General features: G+C 70.7%; 2 protein-coding genes (both cut by a window edge). Both read right to left on the reverse strand.

From position 1 onward, the window contains the following. Window positions 1-11,543, reverse strand: the beginning of a protein-coding gene (locus IRT45_RS25380; protein WP_194808386.1) for a non-ribosomal peptide synthase/polyketide synthase. 20,203 nt of this gene lie to the left of the window's left edge; only the first 11,543 of its 31,746 coding nucleotides appear in the window; its start codon is at window positions 11,541-11,543; the stop codon falls past the left edge of the window. Further along, window positions 11,543-16,215: the end of a non-ribosomal peptide synthase/polyketide synthase gene (locus IRT45_RS25385; protein ID WP_309241151.1), read on the reverse strand. Its footprint extends 12,982 nt past the window's final position; only the last 4,673 of its 17,655 coding nucleotides appear in the window; the start codon falls outside the window, past its right edge; the stop codon is at window positions 11,543-11,545. The genes IRT45_RS25380 and IRT45_RS25385 overlap by 1 nt, the downstream gene beginning before the upstream one ends.

Genomic DNA, 16,215 nt, shown 5'->3' on the forward strand with positions numbered 1-16,215 from the left:
GCGGCGCGGTCGAGTTTGCCGGAGGAATTGACCGGCAGGTGCGGCAGGACCGTGACTCCGGCCGGGACCATGTATGCGGGCAGGGCTGCGCCCGCGGCGGCCAGCACGGCGGCGGAATCGACGGCAGCGCCCGCGGCGGGCACCACATAGGCGTGCAGCCGCGCCCGCTCCCCAACTCCCGCGACCACCACGGCCGCCTGGGCGATGCCGGTCTGCGCGGTCAGCGCCGCCTCGATCTCCCCGAGTTCGATGCGCAGCCCGCGCAACTTCACCTGGAAGTCGTTGCGGCCCAGATATTCCAGTTCCCCGGTGCGGTTCCAGCGCACCAGGTCGCCGGTGCGGTACATCCGGGCTCCGGCCGGGGCACGACCGGCGGGCCCGGAGGCGGTAGCGGAGCGTGACCCCGCAGGGCCCTCGGGAGTGCCCCTTGTGGACACAGCGAACGGGTCGGCAACGAAGCGGTCCGCGGTCAGGTCGGAACGGCCGACATAACCGCGCGCGAGCTGATCGCCCGCCAGGTAGAGCTCGCCGGTGACGCCGACGGGTACCGGACGCAATGTCGAATCGAGCACGTAGACACGGGTATTGGCCACCGGACGACCGATCGGCACCGTCACGGTGTCGACATCGGTCACCGCATGGAAGGTGACATCCACCGCGGCCTCGGTCGGACCGTACAAGTTGTGCAACGGCGCACCGCCCAGCTCACGCCAACGCGCGGCCGTATCCACCGCCAACGCCTCACCCGACGTGAACACGCGGCGCAACGAGGCCGGTGCCGTCGGCACCGAGCCGACGAATACGGCCAGCATCGACGGAACGAAATGCGCCGTCGTCACGGCCTCCTCGTCCATCAACCGCGCGAGGTAGGCCGGGTCACGGTGCCCGTCCGGACGCGCCACCGCCAACCGCGCACCCACCTGCAACGGCCAGAAGAACTCCCACACCGACACATCGAACGTCGCCGGAGTCTTCTGCAACACCACATCATCCGAGCCCAACCCGTACTCGGACTGCATCCACACCAGACGATTCACAATCGCCCCGTGACTCACCGCCACACCCTTGGGACGACCCGTCGAACCCGACGTGAAAATCACATACGCCACATGCTCCGGACGCAGCGGCGACACCCGGTCGGCATCGGTCACCGCGTCGTCGGCACAGCCGGACAGGTCCAGCCGGTCCAGCCGCACCAGTTCCACACCGGCCGGGAGGGCGGAATCGTCGGTCGTGGTCAGCACACAGGCGGGACGCGCGGTGTCGAGGACGTAGCGCACGCGGTCGGCGGGATGATCGGGATCCAGTGGCACGTATGCGGCCCCCGCCGCGACGATCGCGTGAATCGCGACAACCAATTCCAACGACCGCGGAATGCGCACGGCGACAGTGGTTTCCGGTCCGATGCCGCGGGCGATGAGGTAGCGCGCCAGCCGGTGCACGCGCCGGTCGAATTCCCGATAGGACAGACTGGTGCCCTCGAAGGTCACCGCCTGCGCTGCCGGTCGCTGCGGCCGGGCGGTGAGAAGTTCGGGCAGGGTGCGCGGTCCGACCGGGTAACCGGTGGCGTTGTGCCCGCCGATCAGCAGGTCGCGTTCGGCCCGCGACATCAGCTCGACGTCGGCGACCCGGGTGGAGCCGTCGGCCGTCATCGCCGCCACGATGCGTTCGAATCCGTCGAGCAGCGCCGCGACGGTCTCCGGGTCGAAGAGGTCGGCGGCATAGTGCACGTGCAGGTCGATACCCGCGGCCGTACCGTCCGCGGCGTAGGTCTCGTTCGCGGTCCAGTGCTGGTCGACCTGGATCGGCGCCGCCGCCGGCTCGACCGCGGCGATCTCCAGCCCCTCGAGCCGCAGTTGCGCGCGGGTCTGGTTCTGCAGTGTCAACGACACCTGGTACAGCGGCGAATGTGCGCGGGAGCGAGTCGGATTGAGGGCTTCGACGAGCTGTTCGAACGGCACCGCGGCATGATCGAAGGCGGCGAGGTCGACGGCCCGCACATGGTCCAGATGTTCGACGAGGCTGTCCCCGCCGTGCACCGGGGTGCGCAGCACCAGCGTGTTGACGAACATGCCGACCAGATCGTCGAGCGTCTGATCACCGCGGCCGGCGACCGGGGCGCCGATCACGATGTCGTCGCTGCCGCCGAAGCGGGCCAGCAGTACCGACAGGGCGGCGTGCAGCACCATGAACGGTGTCACCCGATGCGCGGCCGCCAGGTCGTGGATGCGCTGATGCAGTGCGGAATTCAGCCGTGCGGTGCGGGCGCCGCCGCGCTGGGAGGCGATCGCCGGGCGCGGTCGGTCGGTCGGCAGCGCGGACAGCTCCGGCGCGCCGGACAGTTGCGCACGCCAGAATTCCAGCTGCCGAGCGGATTCCGATCCGGGATCGGCGACCGAACCGAGGGTGCGCTGCTGCCACAGGGCGTAATCGGCGTACTGGATCGGCAGCGGCGACCACTGCGGCGCGGCACCCGCGGTGCGGGCCTGATAGGCGACGGCGAGGTCCCGGGTCAGTGGGGCGAAGGACCAGCCGTCGGCCGCGATGTGATGGACGACGAACAGCAGGACATGGGCCTGTTCGGTGCGATCGGCGTCGGGCGCGCGGCGCACCCGCAACAACCGGATGCGCACCGGAACCTCGTCCACGACGTCGAAACGACTGTGCGCCAGGCTTTCCGCTATGGCGGCGACCTCGGCGGCATCGACATCGGTCACCGCGAGATCCGGTACGGCGGCGGGTACGACGCATTGGGTCGCCACCCCGTCCCGCTCGGGATAGCGAGTGCGCAGGGTTTCGTGCCGGTCGAGCACATCGGCGATCGCGGCGCGCAACGCGGCGATGTGCAGATTGCCGGTGAGCCGCAGCGCGAAGGCGATGTTGTAGCTGCCGCCGCCGGTGTCCAGGCGGTTGAGCATCCACATGCGCTGCTGGGCGATCGACAGCGGGACGATGTCCGGGCGTGGATCGACGGCGATCGGCCCGTTGTCCCGGTAACCCTTGTCCGACAGCGTGATCCGGGTAGCCAGCGCCCGCACGGTCGGCGCGTCGAAGACCGCGCGGACCGGGACGGTGTCCGCGGTGGCCTTGTTCAGGCGGGCGGCGAGCTGGGTGGCGATGAGCGAGTTGCCGCCCAGGGCGAAGAAGTCGTCGTCCGCACCCACCTGTTCGACGCCGAGCAGGGCGGCGAAGGTGCCGGCGACCAGCACCTCGGCCGCGCCGACCGGTGCGCGGTACCGGGCCGGCGCCAGCACCGGTGCGGGCAGCGCCTTGCGGTCCAGCTTGCCGACCGGGGTCAGCGGAATCTTGTCGAGCACGACCAGCGCGGCGGGCACCATATGCGAGGGCAACCGGCGGGCCGCGAAATCGGTGAGCTCGCCGGGGTCGACCGCGCGTCCCGGCTTCGGCAGGACGTAGGACACCAGCATGGTGCCGCGAGTGTCGTGGTCGCGTCCCAGGGTGGTCGCGTAGTCGACGTCGGGATGGGCGCCGAGCACCGCGTCGATCTCGCCGAGTTCGACGCGGAAGCCGCGGATCTTCACCTGGAAATCCGAGCGCCCGACGTACTCCAGTTCCCAATCCGGCTGTGCCTGGCGCACCGTCGGCGCGACGGCCCGCCAGCGCACGACATCGCCGGTGCGATACATCCGGCTGCCCGGCCTGCCCCACGGGTTCGGCACGAAGCGTTCGGCGGTCGCTCCCGACCGGTTGCGGTAGCCCCGGGCCAGGCCGCCGCCCGACAGATACAGCTCACCGGCCACACCGGGCGCCACGGGCCGCAGCCGCCGGTCCAGCACCAGCGCCGACATGCCGTGTACCGGAGTGCCGATGGTGACCGGTTGTCCGGCGCTCAGCCGCGCGTACGAGGAGATGATGGTGGTTTCGGTCGGACCGTAGCCGTTGACATAGCGGCGGCCGGGCTCCCAGGCCGAGAGCAGTTCGTCGGTGGTCACATCGCCGCCGACCGAAAGTACTTGCAGCTGTGGCTGTTCCGCCGGGTCCAGGGTGCCCAGCACGGCGGGGGTGATGATCGCGTGCGTCACCGCTTCCGCGCGCAGCAGCGCGCCCAGTTCGGGGCCGCCGATGATGCGCGCCGGCACGACCACCAGCGTCGCGCCGGTCGCGAAGGCGCAGATCCATTCCAGGACCGACGGGTCGAAGCTCGGCGAGCAGATGTGCAGCATGTGGTGGTCGGGCCGCACCCCGTACCGTTCGATCGCATACTGGGCCAGCCCGCCCAGACCGGCGTGCGTCACGGTGACGCCCTTGGGCCTGCCCGTCGAGCCCGACGTGTAGATCACGTACGCCGGATGTGACATCCGCAGCGTGGCGAGGCGGTCGGCGTCGCCGATCGGATCGGCGGGCAGTGCGGCGAGTTCGGTCTCGGTCGCGGGCGCGTCGAGGACCAGCCAGCGCACATCCTCGGGGAGGGCATCGGCGTAGGCGGCGACCGTGATGCCGATCCGGGCCGCCGAGTCGGTGACCATGTACCGCACCCGTTCCGCGGGATAGGTGGGGTCGACGGGGACGTGGGCGCCGCCGGCCTTGGCCACCGCGACGGCCGCGGCGACCATCTCGAACGACCGCGGAAGTGCCACGGCCACCAGCTGTTCCGGGCCGACGCCGGCCGCGATCAGCCGGCGCGCCAGCCGGGAGGAGTAGTCGTCGAGGTCGCCGTAGGTGATCGACCGCCCCTCGTAGCGCACCGCGACCCGGTCGCGGCCCAGACTCGACCCGGCGGTGAGCAGTTCCGGCAGCAGCGCGGTCGCCATCGCCTCGTCGGGCCGTACCCGGGTCAGCCGGACGTATTCGTCGGCGCTGAGCAGCGACATATCACCGACCGCGGCCTCGGGATCGGCGACCAGTTGCCGCAGCAGGCCGAGGAAACGGCTCGCGAAACCCTCGATCGTGGCGTGATCGAAAAGGTCGCGGGCATAGGCGAACTCCGCGGCCATGCCCTCGGGCGCCTCCCGGATGTTCAGGGCCAGATCGAATTTCGCGGTCTCGGCGGCCTGCTCGACCGTTGCGGCCCGCAATCCCGGTAGCTCCAGCTCACCGGTGGGCAGGTTCTCGAAGGCCAGCGCCACCTGGAATAGCGGATGCCGCGCGGTCGACCGTTCCGGATCGAGCAGTTCCACCAGGCGCTCGAACGGCAGGTCGGCGTGCGCGAAGGCACGCAGGTCGGCGTCGCGGGTGCGGTCCAGGAGTTCGGTGAAGCTCGCGCCGCCCGGCACCGCGGTCCGCAACACCACGGTGTTGACGAACATGCCGATCAGACCGTCGAGTTCGCGCTCGCCGCGCCCGGCGATCGGCGAGCCGATCGCCACATCGTCGGTGCCGGCCATGCGGGCCACGAAGACCGCCAGCGCGGTGTGCACGGCCATGAAGGTGGTGGCCTGTCGCCGCTGCGCGAGCTCGCGCAGCCCGTCGCGGATATCGCCGCCGACAGCGAATCGCACCCGGCCACCGGCGTAGGAGGGACGCATCGGGCGCGGCCGATCGGTGGGCAGGTTCAACTCGTCGGCCAGGCCGGCGAGGGTCGCGCGCCAGTAGGCGGCCTGGGCGCTGAGGACGCTGTCCGGATCGGATTCCGAGCCCAGCACCGCGTGCTGCCAGATGCTGAAGTCGGCGTACTGCACGGGCAGCGGTTCCCACTGCGGTGCGGTTCCGGCCGCGCGGTGGGCGTAGGCGGTCATGAGGTCGCGGGTCAGCGGGGCGATCGACCAGCCGTCGGCCGCGATGTGGTGCGCCACGAAGACGAGGATGTGCTCCGGCTCGACGCCCTCGAAGCCGGCACCGCTGCTGTCGTCGAAATCTCTGCGCAGTAATGCGATTCGCAGTGGCGGTGCGGCGGTTACATCGAAGCCTCGCGCCGTGAGCTCGGCGATCCGGCCCGCGATCTCCGCCGCCGGGACGCCGACCGGTGTCAGGTCCACGCGCACGTCGGCGGCGGGCAGCACCTCCTGGGCGGGACCGTCCTCGTATTCGGGATAGCGCGTGCGCAGGGTTTCGTGGCGTTCCACCACATCCGCGACGGCGGCGGCCAGCGCCGCGACGTCCAGTTCCCCGCTCAGCCGGACCGCGACCGGAATGTTGTGGACGCCCGATTCCGGATCGAACCGGTTGAGAAACCACATCCGCTGCTGCGCGGGCGAGAGCGGAATACGCTGCGGCCGTTCTTGTTTCACCAGCGCCGGACGCGGCCGCTCGGCCACGTCGCCGCCGGCGGCGGCCGCGAACGCGGCCACGGTCGAGGCCTCGAACAGGGTGCGCACCGGCACCCGGGCATCCACGATCCGGCCGACGCGGGCACTGACCTGGGTGGCGTCGAGGGAGCTGCCGCCGAGGGCGAAGAAGTCGTCGTCGCGGCCGACCCGCTCCAGCCCGAGCACGTCGGCGAACACCTCGGCCACCCGCTCCTCCAGCGGAGTGCGCGGAGCGTGGAATTCCGCGGCTGCCAGCACGGGCAGCGGTAATGCCGCGCGATCCAATTTGCCGCTGCTGTTGAGCGGGAATTCCGCCAGTTCGACGACCGCAGTGGGGATCATGTACGCGGGCAGCACCGCGCCGAGCCCCTCCCGCACGGCCCGCACATCGAGTTCGGCTCCCGGCGTGCGGATCACGTATCCGGCGAGGTAGTCGCCGCTCTCGCCGGTGATCAGGCGCACCGCGGCCTGGCCCACGCCCGGCGCGGCCAGCAGCGCGGTCTCGATCTCCGGCAATTCGATGCGCTGGCCGCGGAACTTCACCTGGAAGTCGATGCGGCCCAGATAGTCGAGCTCGCCCTCGGGCGTCCAGCGCACCAGGTCGCCGGTGCGATACATCCGTTCGCCCCTTGTGGACACAGCGAAGGGATTCGCGACGAAGCGGTCCGCGGTCAGATCGGCACGGCCGCAGTACCCGCGCGCGAGCTGCGTTCCGGCCAGGTACAGCTCGCCCGGCACGCCGATCGGCACCGGATGCAGCCGGGAGTCCAGCACGAAGACCTGCGAATTCCATTCCGGCTCGCCGATCGGCACACTGCGCACATCGTCGGCGGTGACCTCGTGGCAGGTGATCGACACCGCCGCCTCGGTCGGGCCGTACATATTGTGCAGGGCGCCGTCGCACTTCTCGGCGAACAGGGCCGCGGTTTCCGCGGGCAGCGCCTCACCCACCACGAAGGCGGCCCGCAGGGTGGTCAGTTCGTCCGCCTCGGCGTGGTTGAGGAAGACGGTGAGCATCGAGGGGACGAAATCTGTCAGCGTAACCCGCTGCGCGGCAATGGTTTCGGCGAGATAGCGGGCGTCGCGGTGGCCGTCGGGAGTGGCCACGATCAAGGTGGCGCCCGCGCGTAGCGGAAGGAAATAGCCCCACAGCGAGACGTCGAAGGTGGTCGCGGTCTTCTGCAGGTAGATGTCGCCGGCGCGCACCCCGTACTCGGCGTGCATCCATTCGAGCTGATTGGCGATGGCGCCGTGACTGACCGCGACCCCTTTGGGCCGCCCGGTCGAGCCGGAGGTGAACAGCACATAGGCCGGATGGTCCGGATGCAGCGTGCCGTTGCGTTCCCGGTCGCCGATCTTGGCAGCGGAGTACTCGCCGAGGTCCAGCTCGTCGAGGTGGTGCACGGCGACCGTATCGGCGGTCGCCGGAGGTAGGGCGAAGCCGGCGGCCCGCGTGGTCAGCACGGTATGCGGCCGCGCGGTGGCGATGATGTGGCCGATGCGCTCGGCCGGATGGGACGGGTCGACCGGAACGTAGGCACCGCCCGCGTACAGCACCGCGTACATGCCGAGCACCAGTTCGATCGATCGCGGCATGGCCAGGACGACCAGCGTCTCCGGCCCGACACCGGATTCGATCAGCTTGCGCGCCAGCCGGTTCACCCGCTCGGACATCTCGCCGTAGGTGAGCTCGGTGCCTTCGAAGACGAGTGCGCGGTGGTTCGGCGTGCGGCGCGACTGCCGATCGAAACCCTCGTGCAGGAAGTGGTCGAACACCTTGTGGCCGCTGGCATTCCAGCTGGAGGTCACATAGTCGAGTTCGCCGGCGTCGAGCAGTTCCAGATCGCCGACCGGCAGCTGCGGGTCGGCGATGGCACCGCCGAGCAGGCGCAGGAATTTGGCGGCGAATTCCTCGACCGTGGGTTCATCGAAAAGGTCGGTGGCGTAGGTGAATTCAGCGCGGTATCCCGCGTCGGCGGGCGGGGTGGAAATGGTGAGCTGGAGATCGAATTTCGCGAAGCCGGGATCGAAATCCACGAGCTCGCTGTCGAGACCCGGAAGTTCCGGCGCCCCGACCCCGATGTTCTGCATGAACAGGCCGACCTGGAACAGCGGATGGCGCGCCTGCGAACGCGCCGGATTCAGCACCTCCACCAGGCGTTCGAACGGAATCTCGGCATGGGCGAAGGCATCGAGGTCGACGGCGCGGGTGCGGCGGACCAGGTCGGCGAAATCGGCGTCGGCGGCCACCCGGGTCCGAAGGACCAGGGTGTTGACGAACATGCCGACCAGATCGTCGAGTGCGCGCTCACCGCGGCCGGCGACGGGCGTGCCGATCGCGATATCGCTCGTTCCGGACAACCGGGCGAGCAGCAGCGACAGCGCCGCGTGCAGCACCATGAACGGCGTGGCCCGCAGTTGGTCGGCCAGCTCGTCGATCGCCGCGCGCAGGCCGGCGTCGATGGTGAATTCGACGGTCGCGCCCCGGTACGAGGCCGCGGCCGGGCGCGGCCGGTCGGCGGGCAGATCCAATTGCGCCGGGAGCTCGGCCAATTCGCGCTGCCAGAAGGTGAGCTGGCGGGCCGCCTCGGAGTCCGGATCGGTGTCGTCGCCGAGCACTCGCTGTTGCCACAGCGTGTAGTCGGCATAGTGCAGCGGCAGCGGCGTCCAGTCCGGGGCGGTGCCGCGGCTGCGGGCGGTGTAGGCCTGGATCAGGTCGCGCAGCAGCGGTCCCATCGACACCCCGTCGGCGGCGATGTGATGGACCACCAGCACCAGGGTGTGATCGTCGGCGCCGGTACGCAGCAACCGGACCCGTACCGGAATCTCGGCGGCGACGTCGAAACCGGTGGCGGCGACCTCGCGCACCGCGGCGACCAGATCGGTCTCGGCGACCTCGACCGGCGCCAGGTCCGGCTCGGCGACGGGCCGGACGACCTGCACGGCGCCCGCGGCGGTCTGCGGGTACACCGTGCGCAGCACCTCGTGGCGCGCGGTCACATCGGCGACGGCCGCGCGCAATGCCGCGGTGTCGAGCCGGTCTCGCAGGCGCAGCGCGACGGGAATGTTGTCCACCGCCGCCGCGGAATTCCCGGTGGCGTCGCTGTTGGCCAGGCGATTCAGGAACCACATGCGGCGCTGTGCCGCCGACAGCGGGACCGCCTCCGGGCGCGGGCCGGCGACCAGCGGCGGCCGCACGCGGGCGGTGGTGGCGGCCAGGGCGGCGAGGCCGGCCGGAGTGGGGCGGTCGAAGAAGTCCCGCACGTCGACCGCGATGTCCAGGGCAGCGCTGATGCGTGCGATCGCGCGGGTGGCCAGTAGCGAATTGCCACCACGGGCGAAGAAGTCGTCCTCGGCGCCCACGGCGTCGATGCCGAGCAGGTCGGCGAAGATCTCCGCCACCGCTCGCTCGCCCGGCGTTTCCGGAGTGCGGAATTCACTTGCGGCGCCGGCGAACTCGGGCTCGGGCAGGGCCTTGCGGTCCAACTTGCCGTTGGCGTTGACCGGCATCCGCTCCATGCCGACGAGCAGGGTCGGCACCATGTATTCCGGCAGCCGCCGCGCGGCGTCGCGGAGAATCGCGCCGGAATCGAGCTCGCACCCGCCGGCCGTCACGACGTAGCCGATCAGGTGGTCGCCCGCGCTGTGCCGGTACAGCACCACCGCGGCCTGGGCGACCGATTCGTGCGCCAGCAGTGCCGCCTCGACCTCACCCAGTTCGATCCGCAGACCGCGCAGCTTCACCTGGAAGTCGCTGCGGCCCAGATACTCCAGTTCACGCGGGCCGCCGTCGATCCCGCTGTTCCAGCGCACCAGGTCGCCGGTGCGGTACATGCGGTCGCCCGGGGCGCCGTGCGGGTTGGCGACGAACCTCTCGCCGGTCAGCGCCGCGCGACCGAGGTAGCCGCGGGCCAGCTGCACACCGGACAGATACAGCTCACCCACCACGCCGTCCGGGACGGGTTGCAGGTTGTCGTCCAGGACGTGCAGGTCGGTGTCGTCGGCCGCCGCGCCGATCGGGACCGAAACCGTATCGGCCGCGGTCACCTCGTGCGCGGTCACGTCGACCGCGGCCTCGGTCGGGCCGTAGAGATTGTGCAGGCTCGCACCGCTCACATCGCGGAAGGCGGCGCCGGTCGCGGCGGGCAGCGCCTCACCGGAGGCGAATACCGCGCGCAGGGAGTCGATATCGGTCATCGCCCGCGCATCCGCGACCGCGGCGGCGAACACCGCCAGCATGGACGGCACGAAATGCGCGATGGTGACATGCTTGGCGGCGACGGTCCGGATCAGATATGCCGGATCGCGGTGGCCGTCCGGTGCGGCGAGCACGAGCCGGGCGCCGATCTGCAAGGGCCAGAAGAACTCCCACACCGACACGTCGAAGGTGAACGGCGTCTTCTGCAGCACCACATCCGCGGCGTGCATGCGGTAGCGGCGCTGACGCCAGCGCAGATTCGCCACGATGGCGCGGTGCGAGACCGCGACCCCCTTGGGCCGCCCGGTCGAGCCGGAGGTGAAGATGACGTAGGCGGTGTTGTCCGGGCGAGCGGGCACCACCGCCTCGGACTCCAGCACGGAAGACCGATCGCCTGCCTCCCAATCGAATTCGTCCACCCGGACAACGGGCACACTGTCGAACGCCGGACTCCCGGCATGGGTGAGAACGACGACGGGCGCGGCGATCTCCAGCACGTACGCGATGCGATCGGCCGGATGCTCCGGGTCGATCGGCACGTAGGCGCCGCCGGCCTTGTGGATGGCGTACATGCCGATCACCAGTTCCAGCGACCGGTGCATCGACAGGCCCACCCGCGCGTCCGGGCCCACTCCCAGCCGGACGAGCTGCCACGCCAGCGCGTTCGCTCGGGCGTCGAGTTCGGCGTAGGTCAGCGTCCGGCCGTCGAATTCCACCGCGACCAGACCGGGCGTGCGCGCCACCTGCTCGGCGAACAGCGTGGCGAGCGTATCGGCGGGAGCCAGGCCGGGTTCGAGTACATCCGCGGCCGCGGTGAGCGCGTCGTCGAGCAGGTCGGAGACGGCGGCGGCCAGCGCGCCCTCCCCCGCTTCCAGCAGCGCCGGCAGCCGGCCCGAGACGACCACCTGCACGAGCGCATCGGGGGTCAGCGCGTCACCCATCGCCGCGGTCAGCGTGGCCAACTCCGCGCCCAGCTCGGCGTAGGTGAGCACGGTGTCCTCATGGCGGACCGCGACGCGCCGCGGTTCCAGGTCGGCGACGACCTCGATCAGATACGGCAGATCCGCGATGCCGTAGGCGCCGCGCAGCGCGGGGTGCTCGGTGGACCGGACGGGTGTAACCGACTCTGCATGCGTCATCAGTGGGTTCCTTCCGTGGTGATCACGCCCTGTGCGCGCAGATGCAGGGCCTCGAGCATCGTGGTGAGTCCGCCGGCGCCGGCGGCGAGAACGCCGGGCAGCAATCCGGCCAGCGCGACATTGATCAGCGCGTCGGGCGTGGCGCTCGCGCCCATCGCCCGTCCGACGGTGACCACCTTGTGGTGCAGTTCCGCGAATCCGATGCCGCGGCCGCCGAATTCGACGGCCAGCGAATCGGGTGCGGTTCCAGCCGCGGCGGCGATGAGATCGACCAGATCGCCGGGCAGCCGGGTGGACGCCGCGCGACCGGTGCGGCGGTCGCGTTCTTCGGCGGTGCGAATGTCGATCGCGCGCACGGTGATCGACGGGTCCGCCGTCACCGCCCGCACGATCAGCTGTAGTCGTTCGGCGAACAATCGCACCGTGCGCTCGTCGAAGATGTCGGTGGGATAGCAGAACTGCATCCGCAGCCGCTGCAGTTCACCGTCCGCGCCGAATTCCTCCAGTGCGGTCAGCTGGAGATCGAATTTCGCCTCCGGCAATGCCGGTTCGAGGGTCTCGACCCGCAGACCGGGCAGCGTGACCGCCGTGGCCGGCAGGTTCTGGAAGGTGAACAGCACCTGGAAGATCGGCGTGTACGCGCTGGTGCGGGTGCGACCCAGCGCCTCCACCACCCGTTCGAACGGCACCTCGGTGCGGCCGAGCGCCGCCAGGTCGCCGTCGCGCACAGTCCGCAGCAGTTCGGCGAAACTCGTCCGGGCGTCGATCTCGGTGCGCAGCGCCACGGTGTTGACGAACATCCCGACCAGATCGTCGAGTTCGCGTTCCCCGCGTCCGGCCACCGGTGCGCCGACGACGATGTCGGACTGTCCGGACAGCTTCGCCAGCAGCACCGCGAACGCGGCGTGCAGCGTGGAGAACAGTGTGGTTCCGTGTGCTCGCGCGACGCCGGACAGCTGCGTGACCAACGGCTGCTCGAAAGCGAAATCGACTGTCGCGCCGCCCATCTCACGTCGGGCGGGACGCGGGCGGTCGGTCGGCAGTGCGAGCTGTTCGGGGGCACCGGCCAGCCGGTCGCGCCAGTAACCGAGCTGGTCGGACAGCACACTGCCCGGGTCGGTGTCGGCGCCGAGCACGGTCCGCATCCATTCGCTGTAGTCGGCGTACTGGACGGGCAGCGGACTCCACTGGGGCGCGGCTCCGGTCAGGCGGCTGGTGTAGGCCGCGATCAGGTCGCGGGTCAGCGGCGCCATGGAGTAGCCGTCGGCACCGATGTGGTGGACCACCACGACCAGGATGTGCTCGTCGTCGGCCACCCGCAGCAGACGCACCCGCACCGGCGGGGCGGCCGTGACGTCGAAGCCGACGGCGACGATCTCGGCGATCCGCTCGTCGATCTCGCTGCGCCGCACCGGAATCGGATCGAGGTCGATCGCCGCGGCCGGCAGCACCTCCTGCACCGGTTCCGGTTCGGTGGAGGTGGTGCGGACTTCCGGATACCGGGTGCGCAGGATCTCGTGCCGCCGCACCAGATCCGCGAGCGCGGCCCGCAGGGCGTCGAGGTCCAGCGCACCGGTGAGGCGCAACGCGACCGGCACGTGATACGCCGCCGAATCCGGGGCGAGCCGGTTCAGCACCCACATCCGCTGCTGGGCGAGCGACAGCGGCACCGCTGCGCCGGCGGGCCGCGGTCGCAGCGGCGGACGGACGTCGCGCTCGGCCGCGTCGATCCAGGCGGCCAGCGCCGCGACGGTCGGCGCGGTGAAGACCGCGGCCACCGGCACCCGCACGCCCGAGGCCGCACCCAGCCGGGCGGCCAGGCGGGCGGCCGCGAGCGAATTGCCGCCGAGTTCGAAGAAGTCGGTGCCGGCGCCGATCGGCGACTCACCGTCGGCGGGCAGTCCGACGATGTCGGCGAATTCCGCCGCCACCAGGCGTTCGGTCTCGGTGCCCGGTGCCCGGAATTCACCCTCGGACAGCACCGGAGCGGGGAGCCGATCGCGGTCGACCTTGCCGTTGGCCGTGAGCGGCAGCGCGTCCAGCACCACCACGGCCGCCGGCACCATGTACTTCGGCAGCTCGCTGCCGAGCGCCTCGCGCAACGTGCACGCGTCGACCTCCGCACCCGGCACCGCGGCGTAGGCGATCAGGCGGGGTCCCGCATTGCCGTCGGTGCGGGCCACCGCGACCGCGGCCTCGACGCCGGGCCGGCGCAGCAGAGCGGCCTCCACGTCGCCGAGTTCGATCCGGAAGCCGCCGATCTTGACCTGGAAGTCGGCCCGCTCCAGATATTCGAGCAGCCCGTCGGTCCGGCGGCGCACGATATCGCCCGTGCGGTACATGCGGCCGCCGTGGAAGGGGTCGGCGACGAAACGCGCCGCGGTGAGCGCCGGTTGTTCCTGATAGCCGCGGGCCAGCTGGTCACCGGCCAGATACAGCTCGCCGGGCACACCCGGCGGCACCGGCCGCAGCCGCCGATCGAGCACATGGGCCCGGCTGTTCCACGCCGGTGCGCCGATCGGCACCACCGGCTCCGGATCGGCGCCGACCCGGTGCGAGGTGATCGACACGGCGGTTTCGGTGGGGCCGTACAGATTGAACAGCGTCGCACCGCTGCGGCTTGCGAACTGCCGCGCCGTCGACCGCGGCAGCGCCTCACCGATCGCGAGGACGGCTCGCAATGTCTGCGGCAGGGCGGTCTCGTCGGCCAGCAGCATGCCCAGCAGCGAGGGCACGGTGAACAGCACGCTGACCCGGTGCCGCCGCATGAGTTCGCCCAGGTGGTCGGGATCGCGTTCGCTGCCCGGTTCGCTGATCACCAGGGCGCCGCCGCTGACCAGCGCGGACCAGAACTCCCACACCGAGAGGTCGAAGGTCGCGGGCGTCTTGAGCAGCGTGCGATCGGCGCCGTCGATACCGAATTCGGCACGCAGCCAGAGCAATTGGTTGACGATGGCGCCGTGTGAGACCGCCACGCCCTTGGGGCGTCCGGTGGAGCCGGAGGTGAACACGACATACGCGGTGTTCGACGGCCGCAGCGGCGCGACCCGATCGGCAGCGGTGATCGGCGTTCCCGCACGGTCCGGCAGATCCGTACCGGGATCCACCACCGCGATGTCGTCGCCTACCCCTGGCACCGCACCGCTGCCCAGCACGCACACCGGCCGCGCGGTCTCGACGATATGCGCGATCCGGTCGGCCGGATGGTCGGGATCGATCGGCACATAGGCGCCGCCGGCCTTGGCGACCGCGAACATGGCGATCACCAGCTCGGCCGAACGACGCAGTGCCAGCACCACATTCGTCTCCGGACGCACACCGAGGCCGATGAGGTGGCGCGCCAGCCGGTTGACCCGGATGTCGAATTCGCGATAGGTCAGTTCGCTGCCGCTCTCGTCGATCAGCGCCACCGCCGCGGGATTCGCGGCGACCCGGGCGTCGATCAGATCCACCAGCGTCGCCTCGGGAATTTCCCGCGCCGTCCGGTTGCAGTCCTCGATGACGAACCGGTACTGCTGTTCGCCGAGCAGATCCAGATCGCGGATCCGGGTCGCGGGGGCGGCGGCCACCGTGTGCAGGACACGGCTCACCTGAGCGGCGATCCGCTCGGCGGTCTCGGCGGTGAACAGATCGGTCGCGTAGCCGAGTGCCAGCTCGATACCCGCCGGTGCGCCGGTCTCGGTGTGGTGGTCGACGGCGAACAGGTGCAGATCGAATTGCGCTGTGTCGCTGTCAGACTCGACCTCGGTAACGGTCAGGCCCGGTAGTCGCAGGGTGGCGCGATCGTGGTTCTGGAACGACAGGCCCACCTGCACCAGCGGATGCCGGGCGGTCGAGCGACGCGGATTCAACACCTCGACGAGGCGTTCGAACGGCACATCGGTATGCGAGAGGGCGGCGATATCGGCCGCCCGCACGGCGTCGAGCAGTGTGTCGAAGGAGGCGTCCACATCGACCGCGGTCCGCAACACGACGGTATTGACGAACATGCCGATGACCTCGTCCAGCGCGGCGTCGTTGCGTCCCGCGACGGGCGTGCCCACCGCGATGTCACCGGTGTCGCACAGCCGGGCCAGCACCGCGGCGAAGGCCGCGTGCACGACCATGAACACCGTCGCGCCGGCGCCACGGCCCAATCCGGCCAGCCGCCGGTGCAATTCGGCGTCGACGGTGAAGGCGACGCGGCGGCCGCGCAGGCTCTGGCGGGCCGGACGGGGGCGGTCGGTCGGCAGATCGAGCTGATCGGGCAGGCCGGCCAATGTTTCGCGCCAGAACGCGATCTGCCGGGCGGCCACCGATTCGGCATCGTCCTCGGCGCCCAGCAGGCGCTTCTGCCACAGGGCGTAGTCGGCGTACTGCACCGGCAGCGGCGACCAGTCGGGCCGGGCGGAGCGGACCCGGGCCTCGTAGGCGCGCATCAGATCGGCGACGAACGGCACGATCGAGGATCCGTCGGCGCAGATGTGATGCAGCACCGCCGCCAGCACATGCTCGTCCGGGGCGAGTTCGAATACCCGCACCCGCACGGGCACGGCGGCGGTGACGTCGAATCCGGTGCCGACCAACTCCCGGACGCGTTGCGGCAGGGCGCCTTCGGTGACCGTCTCGGCCGTCGCGTCGATGTGGACCCGGTCGGCCGGCAGGATCACCTGGGCCGGTTGCCCACCGATCT

It is taken from the genome of Nocardia sp. BSTN01 (assembly GCF_015354405.1).
Taxonomy (GTDB): Bacteria; Actinomycetota; Actinomycetes; order Mycobacteriales; family Mycobacteriaceae; genus Nocardia.